The 20,164-nt window shown below is 59.2% G+C and carries 18 protein-coding genes; 8 read left to right on the top strand and 10 right to left on the bottom strand.

Annotated features, from left to right (window positions below; genetic code table 11):
• Positions 1–14 precede the first annotated feature (14 nt).
• Positions 15–1,397: an oxygen-independent coproporphyrinogen III oxidase gene (hemN, locus tag B060_RS0112305; protein ID WP_018082092.1), complete on the top strand. Its 1,383-nt coding sequence runs from the start codon at positions 15–17 to the stop codon at positions 1,395–1,397.
• On the opposite strand, the gene B060_RS0112300 is transcribed toward hemN, so the two are convergent.
• On the bottom strand, positions 1,379–1,876 hold the full coding sequence (locus B060_RS0112300) for a tRNA (cytidine(34)-2'-O)-methyltransferase (RefSeq protein ID WP_018082091.1): 498 nt from the start codon (positions 1,874–1,876) through the stop codon (positions 1,379–1,381). The two genes, hemN and B060_RS0112300, sit on opposite strands and share 19 nt — an antisense overlap.
• Before the next feature lie 330 nt (positions 1,877–2,206).
• Between B060_RS0112300 and petA the strand changes: the two genes are divergently transcribed.
• From petA to B060_RS0112285, 3 genes are read left to right on the top strand one after another with little or no spacing between them, the layout of a single operon-like run.
• Positions 2,207–2,740 carry a ubiquinol-cytochrome c reductase iron-sulfur subunit gene (gene petA, locus B060_RS0112295; RefSeq protein WP_018082090.1) on the top strand — a complete coding sequence of 178 codons (534 nt, stop codon included), beginning with the start codon at positions 2,207–2,209 and terminating at the stop codon, positions 2,738–2,740.
• 2 nt (positions 2,741–2,742) lie between these two features.
• The gene (locus tag B060_RS0112290; protein WP_018082089.1) at positions 2,743–4,032 is read left to right on the top strand and encodes a cytochrome b; all 1,290 of its coding nucleotides are present in this window, start codon (positions 2,743–2,745) and stop codon (positions 4,030–4,032) included.
• A 17-nt stretch (positions 4,033–4,049) separates the two neighbouring features.
• Positions 4,050–4,904 (top strand): cytochrome c1, encoded by an 855-nt coding sequence (locus B060_RS0112285; protein ID WP_201768086.1) that lies wholly within the window; start codon positions 4,050–4,052, stop codon positions 4,902–4,904.
• Positions 4,905–5,171: 267 nt separating this feature from the next.
• Here B060_RS0112285 and ychF read toward each other — a convergent pair whose 3' ends face one another.
• From ychF to lgt, 8 genes are all read right to left on the bottom strand, one after another.
• The gene (ychF, locus tag B060_RS0112280; protein ID WP_018082087.1) at positions 5,172–6,284 is read right to left on the bottom strand and encodes a redox-regulated ATPase YchF; all 1,113 of its coding nucleotides are present in this window, start codon (positions 6,282–6,284) and stop codon (positions 5,172–5,174) included.
• A gap of 733 nt (positions 6,285–7,017) precedes the next feature.
• A complete protein-coding gene (gene pth, locus B060_RS0112275) occupies positions 7,018–7,647 on the bottom strand; it encodes an aminoacyl-tRNA hydrolase (protein ID WP_018082086.1) in 630 nt (209 codons plus the stop codon).
• Positions 7,648–7,784: 137 nt separating this feature from the next.
• Positions 7,785–8,378 (bottom strand): 50S ribosomal protein L25/general stress protein Ctc, encoded by a 594-nt coding sequence (locus B060_RS0112270; RefSeq protein ID WP_018082085.1) that lies wholly within the window; start codon positions 8,376–8,378, stop codon positions 7,785–7,787.
• A gap of 198 nt (positions 8,379–8,576) precedes the next feature.
• Positions 8,577–9,836 (bottom strand): hypothetical protein, encoded by a 1,260-nt coding sequence (locus B060_RS0112265; RefSeq protein ID WP_018082084.1) that lies wholly within the window; start codon positions 9,834–9,836, stop codon positions 8,577–8,579.
• Between the two features lie 447 nt (positions 9,837–10,283).
• A complete protein-coding gene (locus B060_RS0112260) occupies positions 10,284–11,219 on the bottom strand; it encodes a ribose-phosphate pyrophosphokinase (RefSeq protein ID WP_018082083.1) in 936 nt (311 codons plus the stop codon).
• Between the two features lie 309 nt (positions 11,220–11,528).
• The gene (gene pgeF / locus B060_RS0112255; protein WP_018082082.1) at positions 11,529–12,305 is read right to left on the bottom strand and encodes a peptidoglycan editing factor PgeF; all 777 of its coding nucleotides are present in this window, start codon (positions 12,303–12,305) and stop codon (positions 11,529–11,531) included.
• Positions 12,306–12,482: 177 nt separating this feature from the next.
• Positions 12,483–13,550: a class I SAM-dependent methyltransferase gene (locus B060_RS0112250; RefSeq protein WP_018082081.1), complete on the bottom strand. Its 1,068-nt coding sequence runs from the start codon at positions 13,548–13,550 to the stop codon at positions 12,483–12,485.
• Positions 13,551–13,554: 4 nt separating this feature from the next.
• The gene (gene lgt / locus B060_RS0112245) at positions 13,555–14,439 is read right to left on the bottom strand and encodes a prolipoprotein diacylglyceryl transferase (protein ID WP_155847682.1); all 885 of its coding nucleotides are present in this window, start codon (positions 14,437–14,439) and stop codon (positions 13,555–13,557) included.
• Between the two features lie 167 nt (positions 14,440–14,606).
• Here lgt and B060_RS0112240 point away from each other — a divergent pair, with 167 nt between their 5' ends.
• From B060_RS0112240 to proC, 3 genes are all read left to right on the top strand, one after another.
• Entirely contained in the window at positions 14,607–14,870 is a 264-nt protein-coding gene (locus tag B060_RS0112240; RefSeq protein ID WP_018082079.1) for an accessory factor UbiK family protein, read from the top strand.
• A 40-nt stretch (positions 14,871–14,910) separates the two neighbouring features.
• A complete protein-coding gene (locus B060_RS0112235; protein ID WP_018082078.1) occupies positions 14,911–15,456 on the top strand; it encodes a type III secretion system chaperone family protein in 546 nt (181 codons plus the stop codon).
• An 88-nt stretch (positions 15,457–15,544) separates the two neighbouring features.
• Positions 15,545–16,348, top strand: coding sequence for a pyrroline-5-carboxylate reductase (gene proC / locus B060_RS0112230; protein ID WP_018082077.1), 804 nt, complete (start codon positions 15,545–15,547; stop codon positions 16,346–16,348).
• A 40-nt stretch (positions 16,349–16,388) separates the two neighbouring features.
• Here the strand turns inward: proC and B060_RS0112225 are convergent, their stop codons facing one another.
• Positions 16,389–17,408, bottom strand: a complete 1,020-nt coding sequence (locus B060_RS0112225) for a phytase (RefSeq protein WP_018082076.1) — start codon at positions 17,406–17,408, stop codon at positions 16,389–16,391.
• A 185-nt stretch (positions 17,409–17,593) separates the two neighbouring features.
• On the opposite strand from B060_RS0112225, the gene B060_RS24395 reads away from it, so the two are divergent.
• Positions 17,594–20,161, top strand: a complete 2,568-nt coding sequence (locus tag B060_RS24395) for a TonB-dependent receptor (protein WP_023447312.1) — start codon at positions 17,594–17,596, stop codon at positions 20,159–20,161.
• The last annotated feature ends 3 nt before the right edge of the window (positions 20,162–20,164 follow it).

Here is a 20,164-nt window from a genome sequence, read left to right as displayed (position 1 = left end):
TGAGGACAGATTCCATGGCCGGAACAGAAACAGCCCGCACCTGGCAGGAGCACGACCCGCGTCATCTGCTCGACCGCGAGGCGCCACGTTATACAAGCTATCCTTCGGCTCATCATTTTGAAGCCGTCACGCCGGATACGCACGCTGGCTGGCTGCGTGGGCTGTCGTCCGGCGGCAGTATCGGGCTCTATGTCCATGTGCCCTTTTGCGAGCAGATGTGCTGGTTCTGCGGGTGCAACACCCAGATCACCAAACGCTATGCCACCGTCACCGCCTATGTCGATCAACTGGTGGCCGAGATCGCCCATGTCAGCCGCGAGATTGGCGTGCGCCCCTATGTCCATAGCCTGCATTTCGGCGGGGGGTCACCGGGCCTGTTGCAGCCCAAGGATCTGGAACTTCTGTTCGATGTGCTGCGCGATCGCTTCGTTTTTCTGGCCGATGCTGAAATTTCCATAGAACTCGACCCGCGTCGCGTGACGCCCGATATGGCACGCGTCTATGCCGGCCTGGGCGTCAACCGTGTCAGCCTTGGCCTGCAGGATACCGACCCACAGGTGCAGAAGGCGATCAACCGTGTTCAGCCGATGCCGGTGGTGCGCGCCTGCGTCGATGCCCTACGTGACGCCGGCATCAAGTCGCTCGGCCTCGATCTGATCTACGGTCTGCCGTTTCAGGATGAGGCCGCCTTTGGCGCCACCCTGGCCGATACCTTGAGTCTGCATCCGGATCGCCTCAGCGGTTTCTCCTACGCCCATGTGCCTTGGGTGCGTAAGCATCAACGGTTGATCGACGCCGAAAGCCTGCCCGATGCCGCCCATAAGATGATCCTCTTTGAGCGCATGACCGAAACCCTCTCCGCCACAGGCTATACACCCATCGGCATTGATCATTTCGCCCATGCCGAGGATGGTCTGGCGGTCGCGCTCAAGCGCCATCGTTTGCGCCGTAACTTCATGGGCTATACCGATCAGCCGAATGACCGCCTGGTCGCCTTTGGCGCCTCGGCTATCAGTGAGTTCGACGAAGGTCTGGCCCAGAATGTCAGCCAGAGCACCACCTACCAGCGCCTTGTGCGTGAAACGGGTCTGGCGACGGCGCGCGGCTGGGCCTATCGGGGCGATGATCTGGTGCGCCGCGCCGTCATTGCTGAACTCATGTGCTATTTCGAGACCGATGTCGGTGAGATTCTCACCCGCCATGGCCTGCCATCGGATGCGTTCGATGCAGAATTCGAGCGCCTGAAAGGCTTTGAGGCGCTGGGCGTGATCACCATCGACAAGCGCACCGTCACCTTGCGCTCGCCGTTGAAAATGCTGATCCGCAATGTTTGCGCGGTGTTTGATCGCTACATGGAAATACCGGATGGCCTGGCGCGTTATTCCAAAGTCGCATGAGGCGTGGTGTGAGGTCGGGCCGGGAAGCTGTTGGTCTGTCGCAGCGCCTCGCCCAGCGCCATGGCGGCGGCGTTGATGACATTGATCGAACGCGCCTGTGCACTGATCGGTATGAACAGACGGGCGTCGGCGCGGGCATGGACGTCGTCGGGCACGCCGGCGCTTTCACGCCCCATCAGCAGGATGTCATCGTCGCGGAAGCTGAACTCATAAAGCGGCGCGGCGGCTTTCGTGGTGAAGAGGACGAGGCGCGCCGACGGCATGTCAGCCAGCAAAAAAGTCAGATAAGCCTCCCAAGATGCGTGGTGCGACACTTTGGCGCAGGTTCCATAGTCCATCGCCGCGCGTTTGATCGCCTTGTCGCTGAGCGGAAAGCCGCACGGTTCTATGACATCAAGCACGGTCTCGAAGGCGGCGCTCAAACGAATAGCGGCGCCAAGATTTTGCGGAATATCGGGCTGATAAAGCGCCAGGCGCATGAGGGCGGGCTTTCATGGAAGGGGGCGAAGACGGGCGGGTTTCACAACTTGCCGGGACCTGTGTCCAGTCGAAAAAGTCTAGCTGCAAGTCATTCGCAGGAATTTGCTTAATCCATGGCAAAATTTAGGCAAGAAAAGTGCGCGAGTGGTTTGTATCCGTCACGGAATTGTGGTTATAGACGCTGTTAGCATGAGCTCCAGTTGCGCAAAACACGCGCATGGCGTTACGTTGTTAACAGAATCAGTCATCAGTGCTGAAGATAATTTGAGTAGGTCCGGTATCCGCCTTGCAGAGGGGATGCACGGGCTGCGAACAGAAGAGGTGGCAAGGTGAGCGAACCTGAGAATGGCGGCGGTCAAGATCCGAATCGTCGCGACTTTATCTACATTGCGGCAGGCGCTGGTGCGGCCGGTGCGGCGGCGATGGTCGCGGTGCCGCTGATTGGCCAGATGAACCCGGCTGCGGATACCCTGGCGCTCGCCTCCATCGAATACGATCTCTCGAAGGTTGAAGAGGGCATGCAGGCCGTCGTCAAATGGCGCGGCAAGCCACTCTTTGTGCGTTACCGCACCAAGAAAGAAATCGCCGACGCCAAGGCCGTCGACGTCAAGAGCCTGCGCGATCCGCAGACCGATGCCGAGCGCGTCAAGGCAGGGCATGAGCAATACCTCGTCCTGATCGGTGTCTGCACCCATCTCGGCTGCGTGCCCAATTTCGGCACCGGCGAATATGGCGGCTGGTTCTGCCCCTGTCACGGTTCGGAATACGATACGTCTGGCCGTATCCGTCAGGGACCAGCCCCTAAGAACCTCGAAGTCCCTGAGTACAGCTTCCTGTCCGACACCAAAATCAAGGTGGGCTAAGCATGAGCGATCATCCCTCGACCTACACGCCGGCAACCGGCATCGAAAAATGGCTGGATGCGCGCCTGCCTATCGTGCGCCTGGCCTATGACAGCTTCATCGATTATCCGACGCCGAAGAACCTGAACTACTGGTGGACCTTTGGCGGCATCCTGTCTCTCTGCCTCGGTGTTCAGATTATCACCGGCATCATTTTGGCGATGCACTACACCGCCAATGCCGACCTGGCCTTTGACTCGGTCGAACGCATCATGCGTGACGTCAACTATGGCTGGCTGATCCGTTATGTCCACGCCAACGGCGCGTCGATGTTCTTCTTCGCCGTCTATATCCACATGTTCCGCGGGCTCTACTACGGCTCTTACAAGGCGCCGCGCGAAGTGTTGTGGCTGCTGGGCTGCATCATCTACTTCCTGATGATCGCCACCGCCTTTATGGGATATGTCCTGCCCTGGGGCCAGATGTCCTATTACGGCGCGGTCGTCATTACCAACCTGATCGGCGCTATCCCGATCGTCGGTCCCTCGATCCTGACCTGGTTGCAGGGCGGCTTCGCGGTCGATAATCCGACGCTGAACCGCTTCTTCTCGCTGCACTACCTGCTGCCGTTCGTCATCGCCGGTGTTGTCGTTCTGCACGTCTGGGCGCTGCACGTCACAGGCCAGAACAACCCGACCGGTGTCGAGATCAAGTCGAAGGAAGACACGCTGCCCTTCACGCCTTACGCCACTGTCAAGGATGGCCTGGCGATGATCTTCTTCCTCATCGTCTTCTCGATCTTCGTTTTCTACGCGCCGGATGCGATGGGCCACGCCGACAACTATGTGAAGGCCAATCCGCTGCAAACGCCGTCGCACATCGTGCCGGAGTGGTACATGCTGCCGTTCTACGCCATCCTGCGCGCCGTGCCGGATAAGCTGATCGGCGTGCTGTTGATGTTTGCCGCCATCGCGGTCATCTTCGCCCTGCCTTGGCTCGATACCTCCAAGGTCAAGTCGATGCGCTATCGTCCGGTGATGCGCTGGTTCTTCGTGCTGTTCGTCCTCACCTGTATCGGCCTTGGCTGGTGCGGCGGGCAATTGCCGACCGACATGGTGTTCTCGCTCACCAACGACAAGCATGGCAACCCGATCGGTCTGTCCGTAGTGCTGCTGTCGCAGATCCTGGCGTTCTACTACTTCGCCTTCTTCCTGCTCATCATGCCATGGATTGGCCTGAAGGAAGACCCGCTGCCCGTGCCGGCTTCGATCTCCGAAGCCGTGCTGGCCTCACACAATAAAAAAAAGGGCTAAGTCACATGTCTGCTTTCATGACGAAAACCCTTAAGATTGTGGCGGGTCTGACGGTCGCCTTCACCCTGACGGTCGGGACACAAGCTCTGGCCAACTCCGGCGGTGCTAAAGAGCCCGAAGACCATGGCTTCACCTTTGAAGGTCCCTTCGGCACCTTCGATCAGGCTCAGCTGCAGCGTGGCTACAAGGTCTACCGTGAAGTCTGTTCCGCCTGTCACGGCATGCACCTGATGTCGTTCCGTAACCTCGGTCAGAAGGGCGGCCCCTTCTACGATCCGAAGTACAAGAACCCGAACGACAACCCGATCGTGAAACAGATCGCGTCGGAATTCGAGGTCACCGATATTGATCCGGATACCGGTGACGATATCCAGCGCAAGGCCACCACATCTGATCGCTTCCCGTCGCCCTTCCGTAACGAAGAAGCGGCCAAGGCGTCGAACAGTGGTGCCGTACCGCCCGATCTCTCGGTCATCACCAAGGCCCGCGCCGGCGGCGCCAACTATGTCGCCTCTCTGCTGGCGGGTTATCAGGATGCCCCCGCTGGCCTCAAGATCGGTGATACGCAGCACTATAACCCCTATGTCCACGGTTCGCTGGCCACGCAATGGACGGGCGATCCGCACCATGTGCCGCAAGGCGGCGTGCTCGCCATGCCGCCGCCCCTGGTCGCCGACAAGGTGACCTATGACGACGGCACCAAGGCGACGCTCAAGCAGGAAGCGGCAGACGTCGCGGCCTTCCTGGAGTGGGCGTCCGATCCGCACGCCACCGAGCGCAAGCAGATGGGCTTTGCGGTCATCGCCTTCCTGCTCGTCTTGGCGGGACTGACTTACGCGGCGTATCGCCAGGTCTGGCGCGGCAAACACTGATAGCCCTACTGTGACGGGCTGCAAATGGCCGTCTTTCTGCGATACGGTGCTCACGTACTTGAGTACGCTCCGCTCCGTTTCTCGAAAGCCAATCATTTTCGCCACGTCACAGCGGGCTATCCCGCCTGAGCCACAAAGAACAAGAAAGCCCGCCGGAGATCATCCGGCGGGCTTTTTATATATTATCCTCCCCTCTAGTGAAGCGTACGGTGGGAGGTGTCAGCGCGAAGTCCGAAGGACGGGCGTCGCTGACGGAGGTGGCTACTTTTACACGTTAAATCGGAAGTTCAGGACATCACCGTCCTTGACGAGATATTCCTTGCCTTCCTGACGGAACTTGCCGTTTTCCTTGCAGCCCGCTTCGCCGTTGAACTTGACGAAATCTTCGTAGGCCATGGTCTCGGCGCGGATAAAGCCCTTCTCGAAATCGGTATGGATGACACCGGCGGCTTGCGGCGCCGTGTCACCGACGTGGATCGTCCAGGCGCGGGCTTCCTTGGGGCCGACCGTGAAGTAAGAGGCCAGGCCAAGCAGCTTGTAGGCCTCGCGGATCAGGCGGTTGAGGCCGGGCTCTTCAAGACCGAGCGTTTCCAGAAACTCCTTGCGCTCTTCCGGATCGAGCAGGGCGATTTCTGACTCGATCTGTGCCGAGATGACGACCGAGTTGGCGTGATCGGCCTTGGCGCGCGTGGCGACGGCGTCGGACAGCGCATTGCCCTTGTCGGCGGCGCTTTCCTCGACGTTACAGACGTAGAGCGCCGGCTTGGAGGTCAGCAGTTGCAGCATCTCCCAGGCCTTGATGTCTTCCTTGGCGACCTTGCCTTTTTCAAAGGCCAGACGCGCGGGCTTGCCGGCGCGCAGTTCTTCGAGCGCGGCATTGATGAGCGAAACGGTGACGCCGGCCTCCTTGTCGCCGCCGGTCTTGGCGCGCTTTTCCAGATTCGGCAGGCGCTTTTCCAGCGATTCGAGATCGGCCAGCATCAGCTCGGTTTCGATGATTTCGAGATCGGACAGCGGATCAATGCGGCCCTCGACGTGGGTGATGTCGGTATCAACGAAGCAGCGCGCCACAAAGGCGATGGCGTCGCAGTCGCGGATATTGGCGAGGAACTGGTTGCCGAGGCCTTCACCTTTTGACGCGCCGCGCACCAAACCGGCGATGTCAACGAAGTTGATGCGGGCTGGGATGATTTCCTTTGAGCCGACGATCCCTGCCAGCACCTCCAGGCGCGGTTCCGGCACGGCCACATCGCCGGTATTGGGCTCGATGGTGCAGAACGGATAGTTTGCGGCCTGCGCCGAGGCGGTCTGGGTCAGGGCATTGAACAGGGTGGACTTGCCGACATTGGGCAGACCGACGATTGCAACTTTAAGGGCCATGTAGGATGCGCTTTATAAGGAAATGAATGGATTGTGCCAAAAGGCGTGGCCAAAGACTTGGTGTGCTCCTAAAGCATTTTCGTTATTGGAACTAGAGGTACGGGCATTTTATTGTGCCTGTTCGTGCAAAATATTGTTTGGCGCGAAAAAGTTTATTTTGCAATTTTTAGCATTCATCAATCTTAAAATATGTGGTAACCTATGGTTGTTCCGGAACAGCTTGCTACATCTTTAACTCATTTATTGGAGTGTGAAATGACTAAGCGGTTTCTTAAGGTTTGGGGGCTTGCAGCAGCCATTGCATCTGCGGGCTTAACCACAGCGTCTGTTGCGGTTGCGGCAGCTCCCGCACCTACCCAAGGTTGGGAGAGGGACTACTATTATGATGCGGCGCATACACTATACGCTGGGAGCGGTACGTTAAGTTGTTCTGGGCGTACATTCGTCAGTGGTGATGTCACAAGTAATTTTATTACTGTGGCGACATGGAAGTGCTAGATATTACAGATGTTTTTTATAATATCTTAACTGCAATATAAAATTTCTAAAATAGCGGTTATTTGCCTTTTGATATGCAGATAACCGCTTTATTTTTTTGCAGGAACCGTCACCTACTTATTAAGTGACAAGTGCTAGCGACCTTGGCGTCATGGGCACGCGAATAGTAACCTTGCGATCGCGGGAATCGGAGCACCTCTTTGCTCGATCCAAGCTCCCGATGTTTCCGTTCCCACTAATCCTTTTGATTGGCGATTTGCCGCGTATCCAGTTTGGGGGCGGGCGCCAGGCGCATGACCTCGTTCTGATAGCGCTCGGCGGCGTCAGGCGTGCCTGCCAGCAGCATAGGCAGGGCGCGTACGCAAGCGTCGTTCAGGGCACTGAGCCAGCCCTGGTCGGCCTTGGCGAAATCCCCCAGCACCCACGGTAGAACGTCTTCCTTGGCGCCTGGATGACCAATGCCCATGCGGCCGCGCATGAAGTTTGGGCCCACATTGGCCATGATCGAACGCAGGCCGTTATGACCGGCATGACCGCCGCCCAGTTTCATGCGCAGGCGGCCGGGCGCGAGATCCAGTTCATCATGGAAAACCATGACGCGCTCAGGCTTGATCTTGTAGAACTGCATGGCCTTTTGCACGCTCTGGCCCGAGAGGTTCATGTAGGTCTGGGGCTTGAGCGCCAGCACCTTTTTCAGCCCCTTGGCGGTCTCGATCTGGCCTTCGGAGGTGATGCCGTCGAAGTTCTTCTTCTCCGGGCCGAAGAAAGGACCGCGGATGAGCGCATCGATCATCATGAAGCCGATATTGTGGCGGTTCTTTGCATATTGCGCACCGGGATTGCCAAGGCCAACGATCAGATACACGGGCGACTCCTAAACTTTTGGGGTTTGGGGCCTGTGGCCCCATAAACCTTCTACTCGTCAATAAAAAAGCCCCGCCAAAAAGGCGAGGCTTTTTTATTGAAAAGGATAAGACTTGGTGCCATCGGCCCCAAACCCCATTAGGCTTCGGTTTCGGCTTCTTCGCTCTTCGAAGCGCCCGAGGCGGTGATCGAAGCAACAACGTCCGTAGCCGCAACGTGCGCCTTGACGTCCGAAGGCAGCTTCAGGTCCGATACGTGGACGCTGTCGCCGATTTCAAGACCGGTCAGGTCGACAATGATGTCTTCCGGAATGTGATCGGCCGGCACGAGGATTTCGAGTTCGTGGATCGACACGTTGAGCGCGGCGCCCTTCTTGAGGCCCGGCGACAGTTCGTGGTTCTTGAAGTGAACCGGAACCGAGATCTTAACCTGGGCGTGCTCATCAACGCGGTACAGGTCGAAGTGCAGCGGCACATCGGTGACCGGGTGGAAGTCGATCGACTTGGCGATGACCTTCTGGGTCTCGGAGCCGTACTTCAGGGTCACAAGGTGACCGTTGAGCTTGCCGGTCGAGAGCGCCTTGCGGAAGGCGTTCAGGTTGACGGAGATCGGCACGGGGGCCAGTTCACCACCATAGAGAATGCCAGGCAGCTTGCCGGCATTACGAACAGCGCGTGCGCCACCCGAACCGGCGGTTTCACGAACTTCAACGTCCAAAATGATATCGGCCATGAGCCTCTTCCTCAAACAAAATGGCCGCGCATCCATTCCGGGCACGGCGGGAAATGATATTCCTAAGCCTCGATCTGGCCAAAAACTTTCTGGGATCAGGCTAGAAGAGGGCGGGTGATACACGACAATGAAAAAGGACGCAACCACTCAAGCCTGAGAAATTGCGTCCTTTACGTCTAAAATCGCCGTTTAAGCGGCTTACTTCTTCTTGGCGGCGGCCTTCTTCTTGGCAGGCGCCTTCTTTTTCGCCGGCGGGGCCGGCTTGATGTAGGGCTTCGGATCGGCATAGGCCGAGGTGCCATCCGCCTTGAAGCCGACGCGCTTGATCGGATCGAAGCTCAGTGCGTTGCTCGACATCTTGCCGAGGCACTGGCCGGTATCCATCAGAACGTGCTGACCGAGGCAGAAGACATCCTCGTAGTGGGGCTTGGCCACGGCCAGGCATTGGTAGAGGTTGAGCTTGCTCATGCTCAGGCAGCGCTGGCCGTCACCATCATCGAGCAGGCTGACCAAGGTTGCCGAGCGGCTTTCCCCGCCTTCGCCGAGAATGGCCAGGGCGGCGATGGTCAGGGCGCGATTGACGGCCTGGGTGTAGGGCTGGTTGAACAGGTCCGGACGATCAAAAACTGTCGGCGCTGTGGGGGTAGTGGCGACGATTGAGCTGGCGTCAGTGGCGACAGGCGTGGCTGGCGTCGTGGCGCTGGTGGGTGTGAAGGTGACGCTGTCGCCGCCCGCAGCCGGCGCGCTGCCGGTCGTTTGCCCGGTCGTGGCGCGGGTGACGAGACCTGAGCCGCTGAGGGCGGCCGCCAGCAGCTTGGCGCTATCGTCCGATTCCACGCTCGCCAGCGTCACCGAATTGGTCTTGGCAGCGGCGAGGCGGGCTTCGCGCTCCGCCACAAATTCGCGCGACCACTTTTGCTTCTGGATATCGTAGGCAGTCTGCTTGACTGCGGCGCCGGCCTTATAGACCGACTGGCCATCGCTGCTGAGGGCCAGAACAACCCTGCGGGCGGCGATATCCGCACCCGGCAGGACGCTGACATAGGCGGGGTTGGCCAGCAGGCGCGAAACGAGATCGGCGCGGGTGGCGTCATTGGTGGCGTAACCGCGCAGAGATGAGCGGAAAGCCGGTTCCTGCATGGCCACGATGGCGGCATAGGCCACAGCGCCGTGCGCCAGTTGGTTGGGCTCATACGATTCGGCGGCGGTGAGTTGGGCCTGGATGGCGGCGCCATCGGCAAACTCCCCCTTCATGACCGACACCTTCTCGATATAGTCGCTATAAACAGCGGCGGCATCGGAGATGGCGGTGGCGAGCGCTACCGGCGGACCGGCAGGGGCGGGCGGTGGGGCAGGTGGTGCCGGCGGTGGCGCGTCGGTGGCACAACTGACCAGGGTAGCAGCAAGGCTAAGGGCTATCAGGCTGCTGTAAAAGCCCTTCGTGACTGCCAATTTCATACGTAATGTCCCCTTAATTCCAAGGTGCCCGCAACCGTCAAGCGGTATGCGGATGGTGATTTTCTATTGTTAGGCGAAAAGGCCGCAAGCCCCTCAGAAGGCTTAAACCGTATGGCGCAGTGTTCAAGAGCAAAAGCGCCGAAATTATGGCGCTGTCACCCTTCCCATGTCATCACGGTCTCGACACCTGCGCTTCTTTTGTTAATTTATCAAAGGCTTGTACGCTTGCCTATAGGCGCAATTACGCTTGACACGTCATCAAAAACTTTTGATGACGATTCGCTTAATGGGGTTAAGTCTTGTTAACCGGGCTGTGCCCTGCCGTGCTTAGTCGAACGGCTTCGAGACGTACTCTTCGTTGCGATTCGAAGCTTAATCGAATAGTGTGGAAACAGGTTCTTCGTTGGCGATGCGGCGGCCAAAGAAGTTTCAAAAGCGATCCGACGCTTAATCGAACAGCTTAGAAACAGATTCTTCGTTTGCGATGCGGCGGATCGCTTCGCCGATCAGCGGCGCTACGCCGACGATGCGGATTTTCGGATGCTTCAGGACGATATCAGAGGCCTCGATGGAGTCGGTAATCACCAGTTCTTTGAGAACCGAGTTTTCGACGCGCTCCATGGCCGGGCCCGACAGGACGCCGTGGCTGATATAGGCCGACACCTGATTGGCGCCGCGCTCGACCAGAGCCTTGGCGGCATTGACCAAGGTGCCGCCGGAATCGACGATATCATCGAACAGGATACAGTCGCGGCCGGTAACGTCACCGATGATGTTCATGACTTCGGATTCGCCGGCGCGGGCACGGCGCTTGTCAACGATGGCTAGATCGGCGCCGAGGCGGTCGGCCAGGGCGCGGGCGCGGACAACGCCGCCGACGTCAGGCGACACGATCATCAGTTCATTCGGGTTCTGGTAATTGGCCTGGATATCCTTGGCCATGAAGGGAATGGCGACCAGATTATCGGTTGGGATATCAAAGAAGCCCTGAATTTGGCCGGCGTGCAGGTCCATGGTCAGGACGCGGTGAGCGCCGGCGCGGGTGATCAGGTTGGCGACGAGCTTGGCCGAGATCGGGGTGCGGCCGCCGGTCTTGCGGTCCTGACGGGCATAACCGAAATAGGGGATGACGGCGGTGATGCGCTTGGCCGAGGCGCGCGTCAGGGCATCGATACAGATCAGCAGTTCCATCAGGTTGTCGTTGGCCGGGAAGCTGGTCGACTGGATGATGAAGACGTCTTCGCCGCGCACGTTTTCATCGATGGTGACGAAAATTTCGTTGTCGGCGAAGCGCTGAACGCGCGCCTTGCACAGCGGCATATCGAGATAATCACCGATGTTCTGGGCCAGAGTCCGGTTGGAATTGGCGGAGAGTAATTTCATGGTGGGTTTTCCCGTAGCTGCTTTGGGGGGATTGGTCATATGACGCGGCTTTTAGCAGGTGAAAGCCGAGGTTCAAGGCCAAAACGTCGTAAATCGTTAAAAATAACAGCTTGGGAGAAATCTTGTACCTCCCCATCTTTGATGGGGAGGGGGACCGCACGACACCGCAACGCGGTCAGATGCGGTGGTGGGGTGTCTGTCTTTATTGTTGCTGAAGTCAAGAAAGCCAGAAGCCCAACCACCAACGCGTAAGTACGCGTCGGTCCCCCTCCCCAAAATCCAAGAGGATTTCAGGGAGGTATAAAAAGATTACGCGCGGATCATGATGCAGCTTATCAGACGGCCATAGTCGGGCTCGCCGGTTTTTACGGCGCGGCGGTTCGAGAAGAACTGCGCGCTGTCGGCACAGGTGTCATGGCCGGTGGAAACCGCCTCGGTCACGCCGGCGCGCTTGAGGCGCATCAGGCAATAGCCCGGCAGGTCGAACAGGCGCTTGTCGATCTCGCTGCCGGCGATGAAGAACGGCTTCGACTCGGAATCGTCTTTCAGGAAGGTGCTTTCATAATCAGCGCCGACCTCATAGGAGGCCTGCTGGATGCACGGTCCGATGACAGCGCGGATGCGTTCGATCTTGGCGCCCTGCTGGGTCATGGCCTTGAGCGTCGACTCGATAATGCCGCCGAGCGCGCCTTTCCAGCCGGCATGACACGACCCCACCACGCGGCTTTGCGGATCGCAGAACAGGATCGGCGCGCAATCGGCGGACAGCGCCGACAGGATGACGCCGGCGCGCGCGGTCACCAGGCCATCAGCTTCCGGACGTTCGCCCTGAAACGGTTCGTTGACCTTGAGCGCAATATTGGAATGGACCTGATACAGGCTGAGCAGATAGTTTTCCGGACGGCCGAACGAGGCGGCGACGCGCTTGCGGTTTTCCAGCACGGCGTCCTGATCGTCCTTGGAACCGAGCCCCAGGTTCAAGCTGTCATACACGCCTTGCGATACGCCACCCTGTCTGGTGAAAAAACCGTGCTGAATCTGGGCCAGGTCGAGGAGAGGGTGGAGGATACGCGAGGGCAGCGACATAGGGATACCTGTATCAGTAAAGGGCGTCGTCATCGCGGATGATACCGCGACGCCAGCGCCGTCATGTGTGTTTTGGGTCCCCCGCTCTTCAGACTAGGGGGAGGGCTGCGGCGGTTTTGTGTCCGCAGACGAGGGGAAGGGCTCTTTTTGCGCCTTGTCCCCAGTCTACTTGCCAGTCTACAGGGCGGTGTCCACCGCTTCAAGCGCGAAGAGGTTAACGCCCTCGGACGCCAGCCCCAGCGCCTTGAACAGCGTACCCATCTGGTCGGGCGCCATCAGGCGATCATATTGGCGCTGAAGCTTGCCGGCCTGATCAGGATTTTTCTGCGTCAGCGCCGCATGGCGAGCCTCGATGCCGAGGCGTTGTAGAAAAAGCGCCTGGGGTATGATCGGGCTGATGGTCACACCTGCCTTGTGCGCGGTGGCGGCCACGGTCGGGAAATCGGCCCATACGGTCAGGTCGTGTTCACCGGGAGCGGCTAGCGGATCGTGCTTCTGATGGCGATAAAGCGCTTGCAGGGTATCGCCGGTTTGCGGGCGGTCGCGGCCATAATCGATCAGCAGGGCCGCGCCACGAGCGCGTTTAATCAGAAGGGCGAAATTTTCGGCAAAGCGCATCTGCGCCGGTGAGATTTCGACAATCTCACCGATAGGCGCATCATAGGGAGCGGCAAAATCCTCGCCCACCGGCACCAGTCCGAAGGTCAGTTGGCCATTCTGCAGGCCGACCTGACGCTCGAACCAGCCGTCATCGGTGCGAATAAATTGCCGCGCCGGCAGGCAATCAAGCAGTTCATTGGCGATGACGATGACGGGCAGATCCTCAGCCACAGCATCGAGCGTGGCGGCAAAGACGGCCGACGGCACCTGTTCGGATTGCCGTGCGCGCAGGCGTTCCGAAGGCTCGACCAGGGTGACGCGCGCGGCCTCGGTCAGGCCTGCCACACGCGCCGCCACACGCAGGATATCGCTCATCAGGGTGCCGTCGCCGCCACCTATCTCGATCAGTTGGAAGGCGGTGGGCGATCCCATGCCAAGCCAGGTCTGCGCCACCCAGACGCCGATCATCTCGCCGAACATCTGTGAGACCAACGGCGCGGTGAGGAAGTCGCCCTCGGCGCCGAGCGCCACGTTCTTTATATAGTAGCCATCGATCGGATCGAGCAGACAGCGCGCCATATAGGCGTCCACCGGAATCGGGCCTTCCAGCGTGATCTGTTCGATCAGGCGATCCTTGAGAGACAAGGGCTTAACCGTCCAGCTTGGTTGTTTCGACCGGCTCCGGCGTGACCGGCGTCTGGCGCAGGGCGTTCCAGATCAGGTAGCCGCCGGCCAGCACCATCGGGACCGACAGGATCATGCCCATGGTGATGATCTGGAACGAGGTCATCTGCGCATCGGGATTGCGCACGTTTTCGAGCAGGATGCGGATCAGGCCATAGCCGGTGATAAAGGCGCCCATGATCAGGCCGGGGCGCTTGAACTGCTTGTAGAGGTTGGCCAGCAGCCACAACAAAATGAACATCAGCAGGCCTTCACCAAGCGCTTCATAAAGTTGGCTCGGATGGCGCGGATAGAGGCCGGCCGGGCAATCGCCGCCGTACTGCTTTTCGATATACTTGTTACAGAAAATGATGCCCCACGGCACGTCCGTGGTGCGGCCCCACAGTTCGCCATTGATGAAGTTGGCGATACGACCGAAAAACAGGCCGATCGGTGCGGCGCAGGCCAGCAGGTCGCCGAGATTGAGCATTCGTGGCAGGTCGAACTTCTGCGCGCGGCAATAGAGGATGGTGGCGACCACGACGCCGGTGAAGCCGCCGTGGAACGACATGCCGCCCTGCCAGATTTGCAAGATCTGCAGCGGGTCTTTCCAGATGATGCTTGTGTCATAGGCCAGCACGTAACCGATGCGGCCACCAAGGATGACGCCGAGCGTCACCCACAGGATCAGGTCGTCGAGTTGCAGGGGCGCGACCGGCGCGGCGCGCGGCGCCCACAGCGCCTCTTTCTTGATCAATGAGGAGATGTAAAGCCAGCCGGCGACGATGCCCGCCACATAGGCAAGGGCATACCAGCGGATGGCCACCGGTCCGAGGTGGACGATGATGGGATCGATATCCGGCAGGTTCAGGGACATGGCTTAGGTTCTCTCATTCTCGGTTTCCACCTGATAACAATATCCCTGTGACTCGTCGCCACAAAAGAGAGGCAGTGCCGCCAGAATCATGAAAAGTTTGTCGGAAATGAGATAAGCGCCTATATAACAAGACGATCTTATCATCCGCGGAGTGCCTTACCATGCAAAGCCAAAACCCCTTCCTCGACGAACTCGCCAAGATGACCACCGGCGCCATGTCACTGGCCCAGGCCGCCGGCGAAGAAGCCAAGGCGGCTTTCCGCGCCCAGGGCGACCGCTTCGTGGCCGACATGGATCTGGTCCGCCGTGATGAACTGGACGCCTTGAAGGCTGAGGTGGCCGAACTGCGTGCGGCCGTGGCGGCCTTAAGTATCAAGCCCAAAGGCAAGGGCGTAAAGCCTGATACAGACATTCCGCAGGATTAAATTTGGCCGCAAGACTAAAATTTAGATAGAACGAGATTACATGAATACCCCACAGACCCTCGACAGCGATGCCGCCTTCGATCCCCTCGATATGGTGGAATCCATCCTGACCGAGGAAGGGCTGGAATTTGAGCGCACGCCTGAAGGCGATCTGGGCTTTGCCCTGACCGGCGACTGGCGCACCTACGAAATGTGGTTTTCGTGGCGGCCGGAAGGCGAGTGTCTGCAACTGTGCTGCTCGCTCGATGTCGAAAGCGGCGCCGGCCAGCCTTTGGCGGCCGATCGTCTGGCGGGGCTTTATGAACTGCTGTGCTTGATCAATTCGCATGTCTGGTTTGGCCATTTCGAGGTCTTCCGCGATGTGGAAGTGGCCGAAGGGGCGGGCGCTTACGATGTCATCTTCCGTCATACGGTGGCGCTCAATCCGCTCGAGCGCGCTTCGGTGGTGGCCAGCGCCCACATGATCAACAGCGCCGCCGAGGCCGTTGATCGCTTCTTCCCGGCGTTTGACTTCTGGTTCAAGGGCGTTGTCACGCCGGCGGACGCCTTCGCGGCGTGTCTGTTTGAAACGGTGGGCGAGGCCTAAAAGCGCGCGCCTTGCGCCCTGCGGGTGCTTGTGTAAGGCGCGCACTGTAACTAACTAGACAGACCTATTCAGTCTGAGGAATGATACGATGAGCTTAGCCAAACCGATCTTGCTTGTGGGCGCCGGCGCTCTGGGTTCGTCGATACTCAAGGGCTTCCGCGTCCAGGGGCATGTGATACCTGCCGACGTGATGATCCTCGATCTCAAGCCGGGCGGTGAAGCTTTAGCCTATGCCGCCGATGGCGCGCGCCTCAATCCGCTGCCGGAAATCTGGCGCGAGGCCAAGACCATTATCCTGGCCGTCAAGCCGCAGGGCTGGTATGCCGTGGCGCAAATTCTATCTGGTAATATCGATCCGAAGGCCGCCTTTGTTTCGGTGATGGCCGGTGTGACAACCACCCAGCTCAAGCAGGCCTTCGCCGGTCATCCGGTGGCGCGCGTTATGCCGACCACGGGGGTTGCGACCGGCAAGGGCGTTGCCAGTCTTTACGCGGACAGCGAACCGGCCTGGGATGCGGCGCGGGGCCTGTTCGCCCCCATGGCGCAGACGGTCGAACTGGCCGATGAAGACCAGATCAATTCGGCGACGGCCGTGTCCGGTTCCGGTCCGGCCTACGTCTATGCTTTTGTGCGTGCGCTGGAAAAAGCCGGCCGGGCCAACGGTCTGTCATCGAGCCACGCCCGCGATCTGGCGCGTGGCACGCTGATCTCGGCGGCGCGACTTCTTGATGAAACCGGTGAGGAACCGGACGCTTTGATCAAGAAGGTGGCTTCACCTGGCGGCACCACGGAAGCCGCGCTCAATATCCTGTGCAAACCGGGCGAGGGGCTTGACGAACTGGTGCTGGCCTCGGTCGATGCCGCCCACAAGCGTTCCAAGGAACTGGGCTAGATTTGGGTGAAGGGGCTGTGCCCCTTCCCGCCGGAGGCTCTTACTTTATCTTCAGCGCCTTTACGATCTCGTTCCAGTCCACCAGCTTGAAGTTCTGGCGGACGCGGGCCGTGGCTGGTGCCTCGCCATCGGTGTCCGAATCGTCCTGCATCACCACGACGCCCTTGCCATAAGGGCCGACCTGGCCGCCCAGCGCCGCCACGCCGTCCGTGCCGGTCACAGCGTCGATACCCTTGCCGGCATAGACCGAAAACCGGCCCTGATAGACCGGCGCTTCGCCTTCGACGCGCCAGACGGCAAAGGCTGAGTCGCCTTGAGATGAGGCGATCAGGTAGGTTTTGCCATCATCACGCAGCAGGGTCAGGCCTTCGATATCGGCGACCAGCTTTTGCGAAGGCAAGGATTCGACCGCAGTGCGCGCTGTGCCGCTGGCCGGATCGAGCCCGTATTGCCACAAGGCCGTATTTTCCTCCGCGATATAGAGACGACCGCTGACATCATCGACGACACAGCCTTCCGACTGGCTGCCGGTGGCGAACTGACGCATCACCGTGGCCTTGGGCTGGCCGTTCTCGGTGGTGATGAGCGATTGCGTGACGTCGCCCGTCTTGCCGACCATGATAAAGGTCAGTTGGTTGGCTTTGGTGACGCCGACACAGAAGCCATAGGCCTCACTGGTCGGCATGGCCACGAAACCCCAGGGCGTGGTTTGCAGAGTCGCCGGATCGAGCTTGAACAAAGCCGCGCCACCTTTGACGCGATCGGACGCTGCGACAATCGTTTCCGGCAGACCGGCGATGTTGAGACCGCTGCGCAGATCGACATTGTTCATCGGCCCCACAGCCAGGAACTGCACCTGCTTGCCCTTCAGATCATAGACATACAGCCCGGCCTTCTTGTCGGTGGCGTAGATCAGGGCACGGTGGGAATCTTTCGCATCGACCCAGATCTCAGGATCATCGGCGCTATCGAGCGCCTTGGTGGCGACGGCCTCGGTTTCCATGGTGGCCACTACGGGCGTTCCGGTGCCGTGATCAACAAGCTTGGAGTCGGAAATCAACTCCGGATGTATAGGTGCGCATGATGACAAACACATCACACTTATAATCAATAAGCTGCGTGTCATTGAACTGTCGCAAAAGCGTTTAGAATTCATCATATGCTCCACCTAATAGCTCGTTGCATCGGTTAATACAGAATTGATCTGTATTTGCACTTCAAATTTTATGCGATGGGGCATTTCCAATGACAACGATGAAGCATTTACTGACGGGGGCTGCGGTAGCGCCGCTGATCCTGATCGCCGGTCTTTCGACCACGGCTGCTCAGGCGCAGGACGAGGTGGCGAGCGCTGCCGCCAGCGAGCCGGCGGTTGAAGTCGTCGTTTTCGGCACGCGCGCCGCTGAGCGTCAGTCGATGGACCAGAAGCATAGCTCCAATGTCACCCGCGAAGTGATCACCGCCAACGACGCCGGTAAGCTGCCCGATCAGAATGTCGGTGAAGTGGTGTCGCGCGCACCGGGCGTGGCCGTTGCCGACGATCAGGGCGAGGGCCGTTATGTTGTTATCCGCGGTCTCGATCCGTCACTGGCCGCCGTGCGCATCAATGGTCAGGACGCCGCAGCACCTGAAACCGATACGCGCTCGGTCAAGCTTGACACCGTGCCGACGGGGCTGATCGGCAGCGTCGAGGTCATCAAGAACCAGACCGCCGAATATGACGCCAACGCCATCGCCGGCGCCGTCAATATCAAGACCCTGTCGGCCTTCGATCGCAAGAAGCCTTTCGTCAGCGCCCGTTATAGCGCCGGCTATATCGAGCTGAACGACAAGACCTCCTATGACACCGACGTGGCCGCCGGCACGCGCTTTGGTGCCAATAATGAGTTCGGCATCGTGGCCGCACTCAATGCCTCGCGCCGTCCTCAGGCCTCGCAAAATCTCCAGGGCTCGGATGCCTGGACGAATGGCAAGCCGGACGACTGGCGCCTGCGCGACTATTACGTCATTCGTAACCGTCAGGGCGCAGCGATCAATTTCGACTACAAGCCGAATGACGATATGCACCTCTATGCCCGCACCCTGTTCTCGCACTTCACCGATATGGAACAGCGCCAGGAATTCCGAGTCAGCCTCGAAGGCGCATTCACGCCCGCTAGTGGGACGACCGGCACTTTCACCAAGGCGCCGAAGGCCGCCAGCCGCAATGCTAAATATCGCTTTGAGGACGAACACATCTCGACAGTTAACCTCGGCGGTGAGTTCAAGCTCGCCACCGGCAAGCTGAAGGTCGATGTCACCAGTTCTACAGCTATCAAGGACGATGACCCGCGCTACAATTTCGCCTATGCGACCAAAAAGAGCACGGTATCCGGCACCTACGACCTGACCGATACCTTGTTTAAGGTAACGCCCGATGCCGCCGGTTACGATGCGACCAAGTACACGGCGAAATCCGCCGAACTGGAAGCCGACCACGCCCGCGAAACCTTGAATCAGGCCTCGGCCGATTACACCCTGCCGACCTCGGCCTTTGGTGGCGATACCACCTTCAAGATGGGCGTCAAATACTCCGAGCGCCACAAGCGCAGTGCCGTCGATTATCGCTACTATGATGTCAGCGGTCTGGTGCTGTCGAACTACCTGTCCTATGACGCCGGTGACCTGTACGCCACGAAGTTTGGACCGACCGTCGATTTCCTCAAATCGCTCGATGATGCCGAAGCTAAGGGGCTTCTGAAAGTCAATGTTGGCGAAAGCACTCCTGACGAGCTGGGCGGCGATTACGATGTGCGCGAAAAGGTAGCGGCTGCTTACTTCCAGGCCACCATCCACAGCGGCAACCTGACCCTGATCCCCGGTCTGCGTGTCGAGCAGACCAAGGCCGAATACAAGGCCATCCAGTTTGATACGGACGACATCGAGACGGAAGCCGATCTGATCGCGGCCGGTGTCTTCAACAGCTTCGGAAAGAAATCCTATACCGACCTCTTCCCCTCGCTGGTCGGCCGTTATGACTTCGACGGCAATTCGCTGGTACGCTTCGCCGCCACCACCTCGATCGGCCGTCCGAACTATGTCGATCTGGCGCCGCGCGTCGCCATCAACCACGATGAGGACGATCTTGAACTGGAAGTTGGTAATCCGGACCTCGATCCGCTGACCTCGGTCAATCTCGACGCCGGCTATGAGCACTATTTCGGCAAGAAGGGCATGATCTCGGTGGCCGCCTTCTACAAGTCGATCGACAACCCGATCTTCGTCACCGAACGCGAAGCCGACAACGAAACGATCAACGGCACGCTCTATGACGGCGCCAAGATCACGCAATCGCAGAACCTGAAATCGGCCAAGGTTTCGGGCGTCGAATTCAACTTCATCATGCAGTTCGACAGCCTGCCGGCGCCTTTCGATGGTCTGGGCACTTCGTTCAACGTGACGGCGCAGGATTCGAGCACCGATGGCGCGCCTGGTCGCTCCGACAAGGTGGCGCTGATCTATACATCTGACCTGACCGGTACCGCCGAACTGACCTACGAAAAGGCCAACTGGTCGGCCCGCGTCGCCTACACCTACCGCTCGGCCTATCTCGACACCTTGGGCGTCAGCAAGGCCACGGACGTCTATACGGCCGCCAATGGCAAGGTTGATCTCAAGATCGGTTACGCCGTGACGCCGAACTGGCAGCTTTATGTCGAAGGTAAGAACCTGACCGAGGCCGACTGGCAACGTTATGTCGGCAACAAGCGCCAACTGGTCGAAAACGAAGCCTATGGCCGCACCTGGCGCGTTGGCGTTTCGGCCAAGTTCTAGGCG

The sequence above is a fragment of the Asticcacaulis benevestitus DSM 16100 = ATCC BAA-896 genome, from assembly GCF_000376105.1.
Classification (GTDB): Bacteria; Pseudomonadota; Alphaproteobacteria; order Caulobacterales; family Caulobacteraceae; genus Asticcacaulis; species Asticcacaulis benevestitus.
This window is presented reverse-complemented; position numbering and strand designations above follow the sequence as displayed.

Coding starts and splice junctions, on each gene's coding strand:
- hemN (WP_018082092.1), top strand. CDS start 15: ATGGCCGGAACAGAAACAGCCCGCACCTGGCAGGAGCACGACCCGCGT.
- B060_RS0112300 (WP_018082091.1), bottom strand. CDS start 1,876: ATGCGCCTGGCGCTTTATCAGCCCGATATTCCGCAAAATCTTGGCGCC.
- B060_RS0112290 (WP_018082089.1), top strand. CDS start 2,743: ATGAGCGATCATCCCTCGACCTACACGCCGGCAACCGGCATCGAAAAA.
- B060_RS0112285 (WP_201768086.1), top strand. CDS start 4,050: ATGACGAAAACCCTTAAGATTGTGGCGGGTCTGACGGTCGCCTTCACC.
- ychF (WP_018082087.1), bottom strand. CDS start 6,284: ATGGCCCTTAAAGTTGCAATCGTCGGTCTGCCCAATGTCGGCAAGTCC.
- B060_RS0112270 (WP_018082085.1), bottom strand. CDS start 8,378: ATGGCCGATATCATTTTGGACGTTGAAGTTCGTGAAACCGCCGGTTCG.
- B060_RS0112265 (WP_018082084.1), bottom strand. CDS start 9,836: ATGAAATTGGCAGTCACGAAGGGCTTTTACAGCAGCCTGATAGCCCTT.
- B060_RS0112260 (WP_018082083.1), bottom strand. CDS start 11,219: ATGAAATTACTCTCCGCCAATTCCAACCGGACTCTGGCCCAGAACATC.
- pgeF (WP_018082082.1), bottom strand. CDS start 12,305: ATGTCGCTGCCCTCGCGTATCCTCCACCCTCTCCTCGACCTGGCCCAG.
- B060_RS0112240 (WP_018082079.1), top strand. CDS start 14,607: ATGCAAAGCCAAAACCCCTTCCTCGACGAACTCGCCAAGATGACCACC.
- B060_RS0112235 (WP_018082078.1), top strand. CDS start 14,911: ATGAATACCCCACAGACCCTCGACAGCGATGCCGCCTTCGATCCCCTC.
- proC (WP_018082077.1), top strand. CDS start 15,545: ATGAGCTTAGCCAAACCGATCTTGCTTGTGGGCGCCGGCGCTCTGGGT.
- B060_RS24395 (WP_023447312.1), top strand. CDS start 17,594: ATGACAACGATGAAGCATTTACTGACGGGGGCTGCGGTAGCGCCGCTG.